The 16,705-nt window shown below is 69.9% G+C and carries 17 protein-coding genes; 3 read left to right on the top strand and 14 right to left on the bottom strand.

Annotated elements, in window-relative coordinates:
* Both KBY81_RS14160 and KBY81_RS14155 read left to right on the top strand, forming a co-directional pair.
* Positions 1-1,179 (top strand): transglutaminase domain-containing protein (locus KBY81_RS14160; RefSeq protein WP_254976825.1); only part of this gene is annotated, 1,179 nt, incomplete at its 5' end.
* 10 nt (positions 1,180-1,189) lie between these two features.
* Positions 1,190-2,011 carry a pentapeptide repeat-containing protein gene (locus KBY81_RS14155; protein ID WP_106219422.1) on the top strand — a complete coding sequence of 274 codons (822 nt, stop codon included), beginning with the start codon at positions 1,190-1,192 and terminating at the stop codon, positions 2,009-2,011.
* A gap of 18 nt (positions 2,012-2,029) precedes the next feature.
* Here KBY81_RS14155 and KBY81_RS14150 read toward each other — a convergent pair whose 3' ends face one another.
* The 6 genes from KBY81_RS14150 to KBY81_RS14125 form a co-directional block, all read right to left on the bottom strand.
* Positions 2,030-4,279 carry a type II secretion system protein GspD gene (locus KBY81_RS14150; RefSeq protein WP_254976824.1) on the bottom strand — a complete coding sequence of 750 codons (2,250 nt, stop codon included), beginning with the start codon at positions 4,277-4,279 and terminating at the stop codon, positions 2,030-2,032.
* A gap of 152 nt (positions 4,280-4,431) precedes the next feature.
* On the bottom strand, positions 4,432-5,247 hold the full coding sequence (locus KBY81_RS14145) for a hypothetical protein (protein ID WP_254976823.1): 816 nt from the start codon (positions 5,245-5,247) through the stop codon (positions 4,432-4,434).
* Positions 5,244-5,966, bottom strand: coding sequence for a PilN domain-containing protein (locus tag KBY81_RS14140; protein WP_254972225.1), 723 nt, complete (start codon positions 5,964-5,966; stop codon positions 5,244-5,246). The genes KBY81_RS14145 and KBY81_RS14140 overlap by 4 nt, the downstream gene beginning before the upstream one ends.
* Positions 5,963-6,781, bottom strand: coding sequence for a hypothetical protein (locus tag KBY81_RS14135; protein WP_254976822.1), 819 nt, complete (start codon positions 6,779-6,781; stop codon positions 5,963-5,965). Before KBY81_RS14135 ends, KBY81_RS14140 begins: the two co-directional genes overlap by 4 nt.
* A gap of 117 nt (positions 6,782-6,898) precedes the next feature.
* The gene (locus tag KBY81_RS14130) at positions 6,899-8,086 is read right to left on the bottom strand and encodes a quinone-dependent dihydroorotate dehydrogenase (protein WP_254976821.1); all 1,188 of its coding nucleotides are present in this window, start codon (positions 8,084-8,086) and stop codon (positions 6,899-6,901) included.
* Between the two features lie 10 nt (positions 8,087-8,096).
* Positions 8,097-8,906, bottom strand: a complete 810-nt coding sequence (locus KBY81_RS14125; protein WP_254976820.1) for a ribonuclease H — start codon at positions 8,904-8,906, stop codon at positions 8,097-8,099.
* 73 nt (positions 8,907-8,979) lie between these two features.
* Between KBY81_RS14125 and KBY81_RS14120 the strand changes: the two genes are divergently transcribed.
* On the top strand, positions 8,980-9,738 hold the full coding sequence (locus tag KBY81_RS14120) for a DUF3747 domain-containing protein (protein ID WP_106219429.1): 759 nt from the start codon (positions 8,980-8,982) through the stop codon (positions 9,736-9,738).
* A gap of 322 nt (positions 9,739-10,060) precedes the next feature.
* Here the strand turns inward: KBY81_RS14120 and rplL are convergent, their stop codons facing one another.
* From rplL to KBY81_RS14080, 8 genes are all read right to left on the bottom strand, one after another.
* Positions 10,061-10,447, bottom strand: a complete 387-nt coding sequence (rplL, locus tag KBY81_RS14115) for a 50S ribosomal protein L7/L12 (RefSeq protein ID WP_106219430.1) — start codon at positions 10,445-10,447, stop codon at positions 10,061-10,063.
* Between the two features lie 61 nt (positions 10,448-10,508).
* Positions 10,509-11,036 (bottom strand): 50S ribosomal protein L10, encoded by a 528-nt coding sequence (rplJ, locus tag KBY81_RS14110; RefSeq protein WP_106219431.1) that lies wholly within the window; start codon positions 11,034-11,036, stop codon positions 10,509-10,511.
* 259 nt (positions 11,037-11,295) lie between these two features.
* A complete protein-coding gene (locus KBY81_RS14105; RefSeq protein ID WP_254976819.1) occupies positions 11,296-11,943 on the bottom strand; it encodes a GDSL-type esterase/lipase family protein in 648 nt (215 codons plus the stop codon).
* A 9-nt stretch (positions 11,944-11,952) separates the two neighbouring features.
* Positions 11,953-12,660, bottom strand: coding sequence for a 50S ribosomal protein L1 (gene rplA, locus KBY81_RS14100; protein ID WP_106219433.1), 708 nt, complete (start codon positions 12,658-12,660; stop codon positions 11,953-11,955).
* A gap of 92 nt (positions 12,661-12,752) precedes the next feature.
* A complete protein-coding gene (rplK, locus tag KBY81_RS14095; protein WP_106219434.1) occupies positions 12,753-13,178 on the bottom strand; it encodes a 50S ribosomal protein L11 in 426 nt (141 codons plus the stop codon).
* 185 nt (positions 13,179-13,363) lie between these two features.
* The gene (nusG, locus tag KBY81_RS14090; protein ID WP_254976818.1) at positions 13,364-14,083 is read right to left on the bottom strand and encodes a transcription termination/antitermination protein NusG; all 720 of its coding nucleotides are present in this window, start codon (positions 14,081-14,083) and stop codon (positions 13,364-13,366) included.
* Complete coding sequence (secE, locus tag KBY81_RS14085) at positions 14,083-14,325, bottom strand: preprotein translocase subunit SecE (RefSeq protein ID WP_236550635.1); 243 nt, start codon at positions 14,323-14,325, stop codon at positions 14,083-14,085. The genes nusG and secE overlap by 1 nt, the downstream gene beginning before the upstream one ends.
* 100 nt (positions 14,326-14,425) lie before the next feature.
* On the bottom strand, positions 14,426-16,705 hold a 2,280-nt coding region (locus tag KBY81_RS14080; protein ID WP_254976817.1), incomplete at its 5' end, for an ATP-dependent Clp protease ATP-binding subunit.

The raw sequence follows: 16,705 nt of genomic DNA, 5'->3' as shown, positions 1-16,705 counted from the left end.
GCGCCAGGGGAGGGGATCCAGCTCTGGCTGATCGAGCCCAGCGGCCTGGCGGCGGTGCCCTGGAGCGGCAGCGGCCGGCCCTTGTCCGCCGACCTGAACCTGCAGCGCAGCGGCGAACTGCTGAACCGGGCCCCGGGCAGCCAGCGGCGGGTCTACGCCCTGACCCGGACGGCGGACCAGCCCGGCTGGCGCACCGCCCCCCCCGGCCCCGTCGACCTGCTGCTGCCGCTGGGCGAAAACCCTCGGCTGGAGGCCCTGGCCGCCGGCTGGCGGCGCCTCGGCAGCGACCGGGAGCGGCTGGAGGCCGCCAGCGGCTGGTTCCGCCGCCAGCCCTTCCGCTACACCCTCGAGCCCGGGGCCCTGCCGCGAGAAGCCCCCCTCGACCACTTCCTGTTCGAGAGCCGGCTGGGCTTCTGCGGCCACTACGCCAGCGCCTTCACCACCCTGATGCGGGCGGCGGGGGTGCCGGCGCGGGTGGTGAGCGGCTACCGCGGCGGCCAGTGGGTGCAGCCGGTGGGCGGCACCGGCTACGTGGACCTGCGCCAGGCCGACGCCCACGCCTGGAGTGAGGTGTGGCTGGACGGGGAGGGCTGGCGGCGCGTCGATCCCACCGCCTGGGCGGCAGGGGATCCCCTGGCGCGCTCAGGGGTGGCGGCCGGGAGCCGGGCCGGCGGCGGCCCGCTGGACTGGATCCAGCAGCAGTGGTGGGGCCTCGACATCGCCTGGGCCCGCTGGTGGCTCGGGTACGACGGCGAACAACAGCAGGCCCTGGTGGCCCGGCTGCTGGGCGAGCAGCGCCACCTGCTGGGGGTGGTGGTGCTGCTGGCGGTGGCCGTCAGCCTGGCCGCCGGTCTGGGGGGCCTGGGCTGGCTGGGCCGGCGCCACCGTGGTGATCCCCTGCGGCTGGAGCTGGAGCGCACCCTGCGGGCCTTTGCCCGGCAGGGCATGGCACCGGCGGCGGGGGAAACCCTGGGCGGCTTCGCCCGGCGCCTGAGCCAGCGCTGGCCGTCCCTGGCCGATCCCCTGGAGGCCTTTGTCGCCAACTACCAACAGCAGCGCTTCGCCAGCGGCCCCAGCAGGGCGGGACGACGAACGGCCCATCGGCTGGGACGGGTGCTGCGCCGTTCCCTGCGGACCGGCAACCGCCCGGCGGAAGCGGTACAACGGGACCACCCCTGAACCGGCGACCATGACCACGCTCCAAGGGTCAGGCCAAGGGTCCGCCCGCCGTCTTGCCGGGCCGGCGCTGCTGGTGCTGCTACTGGGCGGTCCTGTGCAGGCGGGCAGCGACGCCGATCTGATGCGGCTGCTGGGCCAGCGCGACTGCCCGCGCTGCAAGCTGCAGGACGCCGACCTGGTGCACGCCGACCTGCGCGACGCCGACCTGCGCGGCGCCAAGCTCCAGCGCGCCAATCTGGGCCAGGCCCGGCTGGATGGGGCCAACCTCAAGGGGGCCGACCTGCGCTTCACCAGCCTGCAGGGGGCATCCCTGCGGGGTGCGGATCTGCGCGGGGCCGATCTGGAGGGCACCGACCTGCGCCAGAGCGACCTCAGCGGCGCCCAGATCGATCCCGGCGGACTGGCCCGCAGCCACTGGCAGGACGCCCGGGGAGTGGCGCCCACGGTGCTGAGCTACCCGGAACTCCACAACGCCGGGGTCACCGCCGCCCTGGAGGGGCGCCATCCCCAGGCGGAGCAGCTGTTTTCCGAGGCGATCCGCCTGCAGCCGGACGCGGCGATCAGCTGGGTGGCCCGGGGCCTCAGCCGCACCGAACAGGGCAAGACCGACCTGGCCGCGGCAGACCTGAATTACGCCGCCGTCCTCTACGGCCAGGCCGGCGAGGAGGCCCAGGCCAAGCAACTCACCGAGGTGGCCACCGCCCTGCTGAAGCCCGGCAAGAAGGCCAACCAGGGCAGCGGCATGGGCGGCCAGATGCTCTCCGGAGCCGCCTCGTTCGCTTCGGCCGTGGCCCCGCTGGCAATGAAGTTCCTGCTGCCCCTGGCGTTCTGAATCAGGGGGTGTCCCCGATCAGGGGGTCATGGGGGGCTGGGGCTCGCCGCCCAGGAAGGCCCGGGAGGCCGGGGTGGAGGGCTGGTAGCCGTAGCCGTAGGTGCCACCTTCGGTGTCATTGATGATGCGCGGCGTCACCATGATCACCAGCTCCCGCTTTTCGCGGTTGTTGGACGAGGCCCGGAAGAACTGGCCGATGATGGGAATGTCCCCCAGAATCGGCCATTTCGAGACCAGAGCCCGATCGAAATCGGAGATGACACCCGTGAGGATCAGGGTCTGACCATCCCGGACGCGAACGACACCCGTATCCAGGCGGCGTACACGGAGGATGCTGATCGGAGGGCAGCCACCGGCGGTGATTTCTCTCTCCACGGCCGAAATGCTGGGAGAGAGGGAGAAGGTGACGAAGCCATTGTCGTCGATCTTCTGAACCCGTGCCCCCAGCACAAGACCTGCGGTGGACAGCTGATCGATGGAACAGGTGACGGCTCCCGCCGTTCCCGTGATGGTGGTGGAAACTTCCGTTGGAACGTTGATCCCGACCCGAACCACGCCCTCATTACCTCTCCGGCGACCGATGGGAGCGTCGATATCATCGAATGCCGAGGAGAAAATGCTGGAACCTTCCCCCCCACCTGCTGCTCCACCTGCTCCTCCCCCCGCAGAGTCGTCTCGCAATATGGAAGGGTCTTCCTGGAGGATGAGGGTGGGGCTGGCGAGCACCTTAGAGTTATCGGAAAGGATGCGGGCTTGGAAGAAATCGAAGAAGTTGTTATTGGGATAGGCAGGAGCAGTGCCAATTGGATTGCCATTGATATCGTTTACAATATTGTTGGCCGCGCCAGGGTTGACCTGACCCACAAATCCTGCAAGTGGCTGTCCGGGAAGCAACGGCGCATCGAGACCTCGCTGAACGGAAGCCCCACCAAGAACGCCGCCGAAGTTCGCCGCCAGAGTGCCGTTGTCGTTGACGATGAAATTGTTGCCCCAGCGGAAGGCGAAGCTGTTGTAAAGCTCAGTGTCGTTCTGGAGGTTCACATCCAGGATCTTCACCGACAGGGCCACCTGCCGCTGGCGCAGATCCAGCTGCCGGAGGTACTGCTCGGCGATGGCCACCAGCCGCGGGGCGCCCACCAGGGTGATGGTGCCAAGGCGGGTGTCGGTGGTGGCCCGCAGGCCGATGAGGGGGCCGTTCGTGGCCCCGAAGGATTCCACCGTGGTGGTGGTGCTTGCCGTGGTCGTGGAGGCCGTGGGGCTGCCGGCGGGGGCGGCGGTGGCGGCGACCCCCTCGGACACTGCCGTGGTGATCGTGTTGGTCTTGGTGACCTGGGCACCAAGGTTGGCCAGGTAGTCAGCGGCCGAGTTCGCAGGCACCTGGTTCAGGCGGTACACCTTGGAGAGCTGGGCACCGAAGCTCTTGGCCAGCACGTTGGGGCCGGCGAAGATCGTGTTGCCGTCGCGCTTGCCCTGCAGCCCCGCCGCCAGGAGCGCCGAGTTGATTGCCCTCCCGTAGTTCTCCCGTCGGAAGGAGATGGAGATGGGCCGCATGTCAGGGGACGTGCCCGCGGCCGTTGGTGCCGGGGTGGAGCCCGCCGCAGGGGTATCGCCGACATAGACGAAGCCGTAGCCCCCCAGCTGGCTGAGGGCCATCAGCACATCCTTGGCAGGGGCGTTGCGGAGGGTCATGGTGACCGGCGGCCCACTGACGCTCACGTAGCTGGGATTGCTGATGGTCATGGTGCCCACCGCCATGTCCCCCAGCGGCGGGGCCACCGCGCGGGGCTGCAGGGGCGGAACGAAGCCGGGCTGGGGGACCCGTCCCGGCGTGGTGACGTTGGGGGTGAGGGTCTGGAGGGTGGGCTGCGCCGGAGCGTTGAAGGTGAGGATCAGGCTGCGGCCATCCCCACTCACCACGGGCCGGCCCACCGGGAATCCCGGGGTGGGGGAGACCTTCAGATCGAAGACGTTGCCCGAACCCTCGAAGCTGATGCTCTGCAGCCCCGCCTCGGGCAGGGAGAGCCTCACAGGGCCGCGGCGCAGGGTCATCGGCTGGGCGGTCTGCAGCCGGCCCAGCCAGACGGCTCCCTGGGTGGTCTGCTGAAGCATCGGCGATGGGCCGGTGCCCTCGATCACCACCTCGACGGAATCCGGCAGGCGACGCAGCTTGATGTCGAGGCTGCCGCTGGCCTGGGCGATCTCAGACAGCCGGGTGCTGGAGACACCCCCTGCCCGGGACGTGGCGACAGCGGCGTCCGCGGTGGACACGCCCGTGCCCTGCAGGATCACTACGCCGAGAGAAACAGAAAGAACGCGCCGCCACTGACGTTTTGCCACGTTCTGTTGATCTCCGAATCGGCTGAATGGTATCGGCGATTGTGCGAAACGGCCAGTTGCCGAGTCGCGATGGATTGGCATGGTCAGCTGGATGGTGCAGGGGCAGGTGCTGGAGCGGGTGTCGCTGGAGGAGCGGGACTCCCAGGGGATGCGGGGGTGGCCGTCGCCGCCGGAGGTGCGGCTTGGGCGGGGGTGCGGCTGTAGAGGCCCAGGGTGAGCTTCATCACCACGGGCCGGACGCCGCCGCGGCTGGCCGCTGCACCGTCGGAGGGGGCATCGTCTGGGAGAGTGAGGCTGAGATCGCTCTGGACCACCAGCACGTTGAGAGCCTCCAGCCGCCTGAGGAAGGACAGCAGGGACGGGAACGACCCCTTGGCCGACACCAGCAGGGTGCGCAGGGTGAGGCCCTGAAGAGCCAGTGGGTCATTGGCCGCCTTGCCCTGTGCAGCAGGTGCAGCGCCTGGCGCTCCCGGCGCAGGGGCGGGCGGAGGGGGGGCATTGGGGGCGGTGGTGGCGGCAGGAGCTGCGGCCTGGGTGGGCTCGAACAGGGTCAGCTCGACGCCCGAAGCGGCGGCCTCACGGTCGAGCATGGCCAGGAACGTGGACAGGTCGCCGTTGCCCGTGATCAGCCGCTCGATCTTGGCCTTGCTGGCCATGGCGGCCTCGGTGCTCTCCTGGGTGGTCACCAGCTGACCCCGCATCAGCGTCACCTGGTCCCGCAGTTGCTCCAGTTCCTGGAGGCGCTGGTTGTCGCGCTGCAGGCCGGCCCAGAGGGGCACCAGGCCCACCAGGATCAGGAGCAGCCCGAGCCCGCCCAGCACGCCCACCGGCAGCAGCAGCCAGATCAGGCGCAGGCTGGCGACCGGAAGGCGCTTGGAACCCTGCTGAAGGTTGGTCATGGGATGAGGCCCTCCGCCTGGAGAAGTTGCAGCCGGCGCACCATGCCCTCCGATCCCAGCTGGCGCATCACGCTCAGCTGTCGGGCGGGGGGCAGGGTGGCGAACGGCCCCGACAGCTCGAAGCGGACTGTCGCGGGTGTGGGCGCCGGGGTGGGGGCCCCGGCCTGCCCGGGCGTTGCATCGCCGGGCGGAACCCGCTCCAGCTTGACGAGCGCCACTCCCTTGGGGTTCAGCAGCGGGGAGCGGGACAGCTCCAGCTGCAGGGCATTGATGCGGGCGAAGGCCAGGGGATCGAGGGCCTGTCCCTTGAGCACCAGGTTCGTGCCTTCCGCCTCGGCGCTCTGGATCTGGATGCCTTCGGGGGTGCGCAGCTGCAGGTCGGCCAGGAGGGCCGAGGAGGTGCGAAGGGTGGTGAGGCCCTCGGTCAGGCTGCGGTTGGTGGCCGCGAGCTGGTCGAGCTTGGCCCGGCTGGCCGCCATCTCCGCCTGCATCTGGGTGGACTCGGCCTCGAACCGGGTCAGCTGGGCGGTCTGCATCCGGACGTACTGGAAGCGGAGGAACACCAGGGCGGTGGCCAGGACGGACCCGCCCAGGACGATCGCCCCGATCAGGGCACCGCGCAGCAGCAGGGGGCGCCGGTCCTGCAGGGCCGAGACCATGCTCTCCTGGCCGAGTTCCTTGCGCCTCTCCCGAAGCAGATCGAGGATCGGCGGGCTCATCGGATCGACTCCGCCATCGCCAGCCCCTGGAGCACCAGGGAGCCGAAGGGCTCAGGGGTGAGGATCTCGGCCCGCACGCCCAGGGCGTCCTGCAGGCGGTCCTGGCTGGGGAGAGGTGCGCTGAGCAACAGCCGGAGCCGACGGATGGAGGGGTCCCGGCGACGGTAGAAGGTCACGCAGCGATTCACCTCCTGGATGAGGGACCCGTCGTCCTCGGGCAGGGACCAGTCGAAGACCGGCTCCGTTCCTCGCAGCAGCAGCAGCTGGCCGCCCGCCGGCAGCGGATGCAGCAGCACGGTCAGTTCATCCTCGGGAGCCGCCTCCAGCAGGGAGGTGACCGCCGCCAGCCGGCATGACTGGGCCGGGGCCAGCCGCTCCAGCTGCACGCCGGCCAGGTTGAAGACATCGATCCAGTCGTCCACCAGCTTTCTTGGGGCCACCGCCATCAGCAGCCGGGGGGTGGATCCGGCCAGGGGCCGCAGATCGATCGTGGCCTCCGCCAGGGGAACCGCCAGATTCAGGGGGGGATCAATGGTGCGCAGGGCCGCGATGGGATCGTCGGGGATGGCCTCGAACGGCCAGTCGAGAACCCGCCATTGCGCTGCGCCCTCGGGAAGGGAGGCCAGGACGACGGCATCGAGCAGGCCGTCACGCACCAGAAGATCGCCGATCAGATCACCGAGGGGCTCCTTTTCCAGGGGCTGCCCATCCAGACAGGTGAGGGGCGGCAGGGGCAGATCGATGCTCACGGCCTCCGGCCCCGACCCCCTCAGCACCTGCCCCTTCAGGAAGTCGTCCTGAAGCTCCAGCAGCAACTGGCGCGGGAAGAGCTGAGCGCGGATGGGCCTCAGACGATCTTCCAGATCATCCTTCAAGCCGATCAGGCCAGAAAAAACCAAGGCTCCGATCCGGTGCCTGCGAAAGTTACCGAATCACGGACGCCAAGGCATCCCCGAACCTACAACTTCCGAAAGCGTCCGGCATCCATGGGCGTCCAGCTGCCGCGACAATCCCTCCAGAATCGACGGCACAAGTACGGGGCCTTCATAAATCCAACCGGTGTAGATCTGGATCAGGGAGGCTCCCGCGCTGATCCGCTCCCAGGCGGCCTCGGCCGAATCGATGCCCCCCACTCCGATCAGCGGCAGGGCCGGGCCGGCGGTCGCCCGCAGCCGCCGCAGCACCTCAACCGCCCGCCGGCGCAGTGGGCGGCCGCTCAGCCCTCCGTTCTCCTCGGCCAGGGTCCGGCCCGTGGCCACCAGCCGGCGACCGTCCAGGCCGAGCCGGTGGACCGAGGTGTTCACGGCGATCACGCCGGCCAGCCCCTCCTCGTAGGCCAGCCGGGCGATGGTGTCGATGGCGTCGTCCTCCAGGTCGGGGGCGATCTTGACCAGCAGGGGCGGGCAGGCGGGCAGGCGCCGCAGCCGCTCCACCAGGCGCCGGAGCTGGGCCTCCTCCTGCAGGTCCCGCAGCCCCGGGGTGTTGGGCGAGCTGACGTTGACCACGGCGTAATCGGCCAGGGGGGCCAGAAGCTCCAGGGAGGCCGCGTAATCGTCCGGGGCCATCTCCAGCGACACGGCCTTCGATTTCCCCAGGTTGATGCCGAGCACCGCGGGCCTTTGCCCGGGGGGTGGCAGGTGCTGCCGTTCCAGGGTCCGGCGCACCCCCCGGGCCCCGTCGTTGTTGAACCCCATGCGGTTGAGGGCCGCCCGTTCCTCGGCCAGCCGGAACAGCCGCGGCCGCGGGTTGCCCTGCTGGGGCTGCCAGGTGATGGTGCCCAGCTCGGCGAAGCCGAAGCCGAAGCGGTGCCAGATGGCGGCCGCCACCCCGTTCTTGTCGAAGCCCGCCGCCAGCCCCACCGGATTGGCGAAGCGACAGCCGAACAGGGTTTGCTCCAGCCGGGGATCGCGCCGCTGCAGCTCCGCCCCGAGGCCCTCCAGGCTGCCGCTCACCAGGGGCCAGTTGCGGCGCAGGGCCGCCTGCCCCAGGGCCAGGAGGGTCATCCGGCTCAGCTGCTCGGCATCGGCGCCGTCGTCACGGCGCAGCAGGGGCCCGACGAACCGGGCATAGAGGGCGCCGGTTCCCACCGGGCCGCCGCTGGTCGTTGGCTCCTGCGGCATCCCTGTCTCCTCACTGCGGCCTGTCCAATCCTCCCGCGCCGCGCTCCAGGCGCCAGCTTCCGTTGCCCAGGGGTCTGACGAGCCAGTCGCGCCAGGGCCAGGGCTCCACCTTCCCTTCGAGACGGGCCGTGGGCACCTCCAGCAGCCTGGCGAGCTCGACGGTCCGCAGGCTGTAGCCGCCCGCCGCCAGTCGGTCGGCCAGCTCTAGCCGGGAGAGCAGATGCTGGAGCGACGGCGGGGCCGGATCCGAGGGGTCGGCCCCCGCCGGGGACCCGGCCGCGGGGACGTCCGGCTCCGGATCGGCGGCGGCAGGGGCTCCCGGCGCCGGCGACCGGCCGGGCCGGGCTTCGGTCGCCAGGGCCGGGGACTGGCCGCGGGAGAAGGCGACCGCGATCGCATCACAGCGGTCGTTGTCCGGATCGCCGCTGTGGCCGCGCACGTGGCGCAGGGCCAGCCCCGGTAGCCGGGCGGCATCCAGCCGCTCCCAGAGATCACGGTTGAGCACGGCCCCGCCGGACGCGGTGCGCCATCCCTTGCGCTTCCAGCCGGCCATCCACTTCTCGAAGCCGTCGATCAGATAGCGGCTGTCGGTGCGAAGCACCAGATCCGGGTGGCGCGGCAGCTCCCGCAAAGCCTCCAGCACCGCCAGGGCGGCGGTCAGCTCCATGCGGTTGTTGGTGGTGGCCCCATCCGAACCCCCCAGCTCCCGACGGGAGCCGTCCTCGAAGCGCAGCAGGGCTCCCCAGCCCCCCGGGCCGGGGTTGCCGCTGCAGGCCCCATCACAGGCGGCAGCCACTACCCGCACCGGTCGATCACCCATGGAGTCGTCTTGACAGCATCGCTTGAATGGGTCCCTCTCTCCCGGAGAACGCCCGGGCCCTGGAGGTGTTCCCATGCAGCGAACCTACCTGGCCCTGGCGGGCCTGGCCCTGGCCGGAGCCGGCCTGCCGATGGTCCAGCCCCGGCTGGCCATGGCCGCCGGTCTCTTCCAGAGCGCCGACGTCGACGCCGATCGCTTTGCGGTGCTGGCGCGCCCGGTGGGCGACAACGACTGGACGCTCCTGGTGCTGGAGCAGCTGACGCCCCAGCCCGCCTGCTGGCAGGCCCGGCCGGATGGCCTGGTGGATCCGACCCTCAACCGGTTCGACTACACCGGCATCTGCAACCGCTACCTCGACAGCAACGGCTATTCCCTGCGGGTCGCCGAGCAGGACCTTGGCACCGCCTACCGGCTGCGGGTGCAGCAGGTGGGATCCCGCCTGGAGCTCCAGGCCATTTCCCCGGGCACCTCGGCCATCCTCGTGGTGGGCAGGGCCGACATTCCCCTGCGGGATCGCGACGGCTTCGTGGCCCTCAGGCTCGAGCAGGGCTGGGATCTGAAACGGCGCACCTACGGGGAACGGGCCCTGAGCCACCTCTACTTCGCCAGCCCCACCCCCCTGGATCAGCTGATCGCCAACGCCGGCGGCTCCCCCACCTGGCGCCGGCCCCTCGGCCCCGGCCGGGCCCAGCCCCCGGCCCTCACCCCCATCGAACCGGCCGCGGGCCAGGGCGAGGACAGCATGGCGATGGGCAGCTCCGGGCGGGCCGTCGCCCTCCAGGTGATTCCCTACAGCGGCAGCGGTAGTGGCAGTGGTGGCGAAGGGCTCTGAGCCGGGGCGGGGCCGGGGCTGTGGCCAGTTGAATCTCCGGTCCCCCCTGCCGCCATCCCCCTTTCGCCCCGTTTAAATTGATCTCGTGAGGAGTGAAGGACGCTCTTCCAGGGTCGAAACGAGGACAGACTCCCGGAATCGTTCCATCTCCAGAGCCCTGCCTTCGGCGGGGCTCTTTTTTATGCCTGGATCGTTCCGCCATCCCGTGGGCCACGGCACCGACCAGCGCGCCAGCCACGGAACAGCCCATGAAAAAGCCGGCCCCGAAGGACCGGCTGACAACAGAGGGGGTTGCCGGACCAGGAGGCCCGGCGACGGCGGGTCACTTGATGGAGACCTTGCCACCCACTTCTTCGATGCTCTTTTTGAGAGCTTCGGCATCGGCCTTGGAGATGCCTTCCTTGACAGCCTTGGGAGCGGCTTCGACCAGGGCCTTGGCTTCGCCCAGACCGAGGCCGGTGGCCTCGCGGACGGCCTTGAGCACCTTGATCTTGGCGGCCGCATCGAAGCCATCGAGGATGACGTCGAATTCGGTCTGCTCCTCGACGGCCTCAGCGGCGGCACCGGGGGCGGCGGCGGCCACAACGACGCCAGCCGAAGCGGCGGCGGACACGCCGAAGGCCTCTTCAATCTGCTTGACGAGCTCGGAAGCCTCAAGCAGGGAGAGGGTTTTCAGTTGTTCGAGAATCTGGTCGGTGGTAGCGGACATGGGGGGGAATCAGCAACAGAACGGGAGGATCGGTGGAGCCCAGGGGTTCGCGGGTGCGAACTCAACCTTCGCCGGATTCGGCGTGCTGCTTGAGCGCCCTGGCGAGACCGGACGGAACCTCGTTGATGCCCACAGCCAGCTTGGTGGCCAGGCCGTTGATCGCACCAGCGATCTGGGCCATGAGCACCTCCTTGGAGGGCAGATCCCCGATGGCCTTGATGTCGTCTGGGGAAAGGAGCTTGCCTTCGAAAAGGCCGCCCTTCACTTCCGACTTCTTGCTGTCCTTCTGGAAGGACTGCAGGGCCTTCACCGCACCGCCGACATCGCCCTTGACCAGGACGAAGGCATTGGTGCCGGTGAGCAGGGAATCGAGATCCGACCAGGCGCTGTCACCATCAATGGCACGGCGCATCAAGGTGTTTTTGGTCACCTTGCACACACCGTTGCTGGCCTGCAGACGGGTCCGCAGATCAGTCATCTCCTTGATGGTCAGGCCCTTGAAATCGAGGACCAGCGCCATTTCGGCTTCACCGAGGAGCCCCTTGAGCTCTTCGACGATCTGTTGCTTGTTCTCCAGCGTGCGGCCCATAGGAGGTGGATCGGATCGGGGGAACAAGCAGGGAACGCGGTCCGGACAGCCATCCCTTGCGGGTGGCTTCGAGGCCGCTCATCGCTCCGCTCCGATCTGAAGGACTCCATTGGAGACCCCAGCACAGGCAAAAACCAATCGCGTGAACCTCGGCAGGACTTACGGCAGTGAACGACCGACCGGAATCGGTGACCCTGACGACCTGCTGTCTTGGGTTGGGCGCGTGCCCTTCTGGACGAATCCAGCTCTTGAACCTACATCACGGCAGGCCCAGCTCCCTCAGCCGCGCCACCCAGCGGGCATAACCGGCGGCGTTGAGATGCACGCCATCCACCGTGTAGGCACGCCTGAGTCCATCGCCGTCCGCCATCACCGGCGTCAGATCGACGAAGTCCCGGGGAGGCGTCTGGCTGGCGAGCAGGGCGTTGAGCTCCGCCACCCGGCGGACCCCGTCGGCACCGCAGCGGAAGCTGGCGCAGGGAATCGTGGACTGGATGATCACCCGGGCCCCCGTGCCGATCTGGAGGCCGGTCCGCAGCCACTGGATGCGGGCGGCGACCCGGCCGGGGTCGTAGCCCCAGACGATGTCGTTGATGCCCACCATCACCAGGTAGGTACCGGCGTCAGTCCGGCGGATCTGCGGCAGGCGGGCCATCAGCTGGAAGCTGGTGTCGCCGCTGATGCCCTGGTTGAACACCACGCGATCGGGGAAGGCCGCCTGCCAGTCGCCCTGGGCCGTGAGCGAATCGCCGACGAAGGTGACCGGGGCATCACGGCGCGGGGTCTGGGCTGGCTCCACCGCCATCGAAGAGGACGGGGGCCTGGAGAACAGGCCCCACCCCAGCGCCAGCAGGGTGAGCGGCAGGGCCACCCAGCCGCCGATCCGCAGCCATGAGGAGGCAGGCACCGCGGACGCTCAGCTCTCCTGCTTGATGTCCTGGAGAGCGGCGAAGTCGACCTGCACCGAGGGGCCCATGGTGGAGGCGACGTAGAGGCTGCGCCAGTAGCGGCCCTTGGCACCGCTGGGCTTGTTGCGGTCGATGGTTTCCTGCAGGGCCTTGAGGTTCTCCAGCAGCTTGGCGGTGTCGAAGCTGGCCTTGCCGAAACGCACGTGGACGATGCCGGCCCGGTCGGCCCGGAACTCCAGCTTGCCGGCCTTGAACTCGCTGATGGCGCCGCCCAGATCGGTGGTGACGGTGCCGGCCTTGGGGTTCGGCATCAGGCCGCGGGGACCGAGCACCCGGCCGAGCTTGGCCACCTTCGGCATCATGTCGGGGGTGGCGATCAGCAGATCGAAGTCGATCGCGCCACCGGCGATCTGGTCGACCAGCTCATCGTCGCCGGCCAGGTCGGCACCGGCGGCCTTGGCCTCGGCCACCTTCTCGCCCCGGGCGATCACGGCAATGCGGATGGTCTGGCCGGTGCCGTGGGGCAGGGCCACGGTGGTGCGCAGTTGCTGGTCGGTGTACTTGGGGTCGATGCCCAGGCGCACGTGGGCTTCGATGGTTTCGTCGAACCTGGCGGTGGCGGTGTCCTTGACCAGCGCGAGGGCCTCGAGCGGTTCGTAGGCGCGGTCCTCCACCTTGGCGGCGAGGGCGGTGAAGCGTTTGGAGACTTTTGTCATGGCGGTAAGGGGTGCGGACGACCGTGATCGGTCTCCCCCAGAAAGGTGATGAAGCGGAGAAGTGGACGGGGTGGAACGACGACCGCTGGCCGTCAGTCCTTGACGGCGACGCCCATGTTGCGGGCGGTGCCTTCGATGATGCGCATGGCCGACTCGACGCTGGTGCAGTTGAGGTCGGGCAGCTTGGTCTTGGCGATCTCCTCGAGCTGGGCGCGGCTGATGGCACCCACCGCTCCCTTGGCGGACGTGGCGGCACCCTTCTCGATGCCGGCGGCCTTGGAGATCAGCACCGAGGCGGGTGGGGTCTTGGTGATGAAGGTGAAGCTGCGGTCTTCAAAGACCGAGATCTCCACCGGGATCACGTACCCGGCCTTCTCCTGGGTGCGGGCGTTGTACTCCTTGCAGAACGCCATGATGTTGACCCCGTGCTGACCGAGGGCAGGGCCCACCGGTGGTGCGGGGTTCGCTTTGCCGGCCTGGAGGGCCAGCTTGATCACAGCTACGACTTTCTTGGCCATCGGCTGGGCTGGGGGACGGAACTCCCTTGCGGGAGTGCGGGACGGAACTCCCTTGCGGGAGCGTGGGACGGAACTCCGTTGCGGGAGCGTTGCGGATCGCCGGGGCGGGGGCCGGCCCGGCGGGATGGCGGCCCTCGAGGGGGCCACCCGGGGCCGCCCTCCGCAGGGAGGCGGCCGCCGTTCGATCAGCTCTGTTTGCTGATCTGGGAGAACTCGAGCTCCACTGGGGTCTCCCTGCCGAAGATCGACAGGAGGGCCTTCAGCTTGCTGCGTTCGCCGGAGACCTCGATCACCTCGCCCTGGAAGTCCTTGAACGGACCGGCGGTGACGAGGATCTGATCCCCCTCGGTGAGGTCGACCTTGAGGACGGGCTTCTTCTCGGCGGCACGCTTGAAGATGCGGTCGACCTCCTGGCGGCTGAGGGGCCGGGGCCGGATGTGGCCGCGGGCCTTGCCGGTGGCGCGGCGCTCCTCCTGCCCCACGAAGTTGATGACGTTGGGGGTGCTGCGCACCGCCATCATCGTGTCCTCATCGAGGACCATGCGCACCAGCACGTAGCCGGGGAACACCTTCTCCTCGATCGACTGGCGGCTGCCGTCCTTCTTCAGCTTCACACCGGGGGTCTGGGGGATCTCGATCTCGAGGATCCGGTTGCTCACCCCCAGGGTGACGGCCCGCTGCTCCAGGGTGGCCTTGACCTTCTTCTCGCAGCTGGAAGCCACCTGGACCGCGAACCAGCGGGCCACCTGGGGCTTGGCGGCTTCAGCGGCTTCGGCCGCCTCGGCCCCGCCCTCGGCGGCGATGTCGAGGACCTCCCCAGTGGGATCCGTACCCTCGGCGGGGAGCTCCAGCACCTCGGGGGCGTCCGGTTCGATCTCAGGCACGGCAGGCAGGGGAAGGGTCATCAACGGAAGATCTGGGTTGATCCCCAGTGGTAGAAGCGGTCGATCGCAGCGATCGCCGCGGCCGAAAGGCTCACCATCAGGATCACCGCCACCGACTCGCTGAACAGCTGCTGGCGGCTCGGCCAGACGACCTTGCGCAGCTCCGCGAGGGTGACCGCCACGAAGCCGGTGGGCTCCTTCTCCTCGGAGGGGAAGCCATCCGGACCGTCGTCGGGCGCGGACGTGCCGTTCCCGCGGGCCAGGGGCCCGTCGGGACTGCTCGTGGTGGTGGTGGCAGGGGGGATGGGGTCCACGGTGTGGATTCCGATGGCTGCCCTGGTGTCGGCAGACATCGACAAACGATCACCCTACCGGACGTCCCTCCCGGGTGTCCGCCAGGGGAACGAAGCGGAAGCCCGCCTCTCCGGGTCCGGCGAGCTCCAGCCGCACCCCCCGGGCCGTCGTGAAGTGATCCTCCAGCAGCTCGGTGGCCAGCGGGTTCTCGATGCGACGCCGCAGCACCCGGCGCAGGGGCCGGGCCCCGTACTCGGGTTCGTAGCCCTGGGCGGCCAGGGCCACCACGACGGCCTCTTCGATCTCCAGCTCCAGGTGCTGCTCCCGCAGCAGCAGGGCCAGCTCCGCCAGCTGCAGCCGCACGATCCGCTCCAGATCGGCGCGGGCGAGGGGACGGAACCGGATCACCTCGTCGATGCGGTTGAGAAACTCCGGCCGGAACTGGCGAGAGAGGGCCTCCTCCACCGCCCGATCGAGGCTGCGGTCCCGGGCCTGCTCCCCCTCCTCGGGGCCGGGATCCCTCGCCTCGCCGGCGGAGGGGGCGGCGCGGGCCCGCTCGAGGATGGCGCGGCTGGCCAGGTTGCTGGTCATGATCACCACGGTGTGGCGGAAATCGACCGTGCGGCCCTGGGAATCGGTGAGGCGGCCGTCGTCGAGCACCTGCAGCAGCAGGTTGAAGACATCGGGGTGGGCCTTCTCCACCTCATCCAGCAGCAGCACCGCATAGGGGCGGCGGCGCACGGCCTCGGTGAGCTGGCCGCCCTCCTCGTAGCCCACGTAGCCCGGGGGGGCCCCCACCAGGCGGGCAACGGCGTTGCGCTCCATGAATTCGCTCATGTCGAGCCGCACCAGGGCCTCCTCCTCATCGAAGAGGGCCGCCGCCAGGGCCTTGGCCAGTTCCGTCTTGCCCACCCCCGTGGGCCCCAGGAACAGGAACGACCCCACCGGCCGGGTGGGGGCCTGCATGCCGGCGCGGGAGCGGCGGATCGAGGCTGCCACCGCCGCCACCGCCTCGGGCTGGCCGATCACCCGTTCCCCGAGCCGCTGCTCCAGCTCGAGCAGCTTCTGGCGTTCGCCGGCCAGCAGCCGCTGGATGGGGATGCCGGTGGAGCGGGCCACCACATCGGCGATGTCACCCTCCTCCACCTGCTCCCGCAGCATCGGATCGCTCTGCAGTTCCGCCTCCAGGGCCGCCCGGCGCTGCTGCACCCCGTGCAGCTGGTCGTACTGCAGCCGGGCCGCCTCCTCCAGGTCCCCGTCCCGCTCGGCTTCGGCGATGGCGTGGCGCAGGTCCTCGTCCTGCTGCAGCAGCTCGCGCAGCTCCCCCAGGCGCTCCCGCTCCCCCGCCCAGCGCCGCTGCAGGCGGTCGAGCTGCTCATGGGCGAGGCGCCGCTGCTCCTGCAGCTGCACCCGCTCCTCCAGGGGCGCCGCCTCGGCGGCCAGCAGCGCCAGTTCCACCCGCCGCAGTTCCGCCTCGGCCGCCTCCACCACCTGGGGCTTGGAGGTGGCCTCCATGCGCAGGTTGGCGGCGGCCTCATCGATCAGGTCGATGGCCGAATCCGGCAGGCAGCGGTCGCTGATGTAGCGGGAGGCCAGCCGAGACGCCGCCACCAGGGCCCCATCGGTGATGGTGACGCCATGGTGGAGCTCGTAGCGCTCCTTCAGCCCCCGCAGGATCTCGAGGCAGGTGGGACCATCGGGCTCGCGGATCACCACCTGCTGGAAACGGCGTTCCAGGGCGGGATCCTTTTCGATGCTGCGCCGGTAGTCCTCGGGTGTGGTGGCGCCGATGCAGCGCAGGTCGCCGCGGGCCAGCACCGGCTTGAGGATGCTGGCCGCATCGGCGCCGGAGCGGTCGCTGCCCACCACCGTGTGCAGCTCGTCGATGAACAGCACCACACCGCCGGCACGGCCGCCTTCCCCGTCCTCGCCGCGCACCCCGTCGTTGTCGCGGACCTCGGCCAGCACGCTGCGCAGGCGCTCCTCGAACTGGCCGCGGAACTTGGCCCCGGCGATCAGGGCCCCCAGGTCCAGGGCCACCAGCCGCAGGCCCCGGAGGGCATCGGGCACCTCACCGGCCACGATCCGCTGGGCCAGGGATTCAGCCACGGCCGTCTTGCCGACACCGGGCTCACCGATCAGCACCGGGTTGTTCTTGCTGCGCCGGGAAAGCACCTGGATCAGCCGGCGGATCTCGGTGTCGCGGCCCACCACCGGATCGAGCTGGCCGGCCCGGGCGGCGGCGGTGAGGTCACGGCCGTAGCGCTCGAGGGCGCCGGGTTCGGGCTCCCCCTCCCGCTGCAGGGTCATGGCGGGCTCCGGCGCCGCCGGCGGCCGCGGGGGGGCAGC

This window comes from Cyanobium sp. Lug-B, assembly GCF_024345635.1.
In the GTDB taxonomy this organism is placed as follows: Bacteria; Cyanobacteriota; Cyanobacteriia; order PCC-6307; family Cyanobiaceae; genus Cyanobium; species Cyanobium minutissimum.
This window is presented reverse-complemented; position numbering and strand designations above follow the sequence as displayed.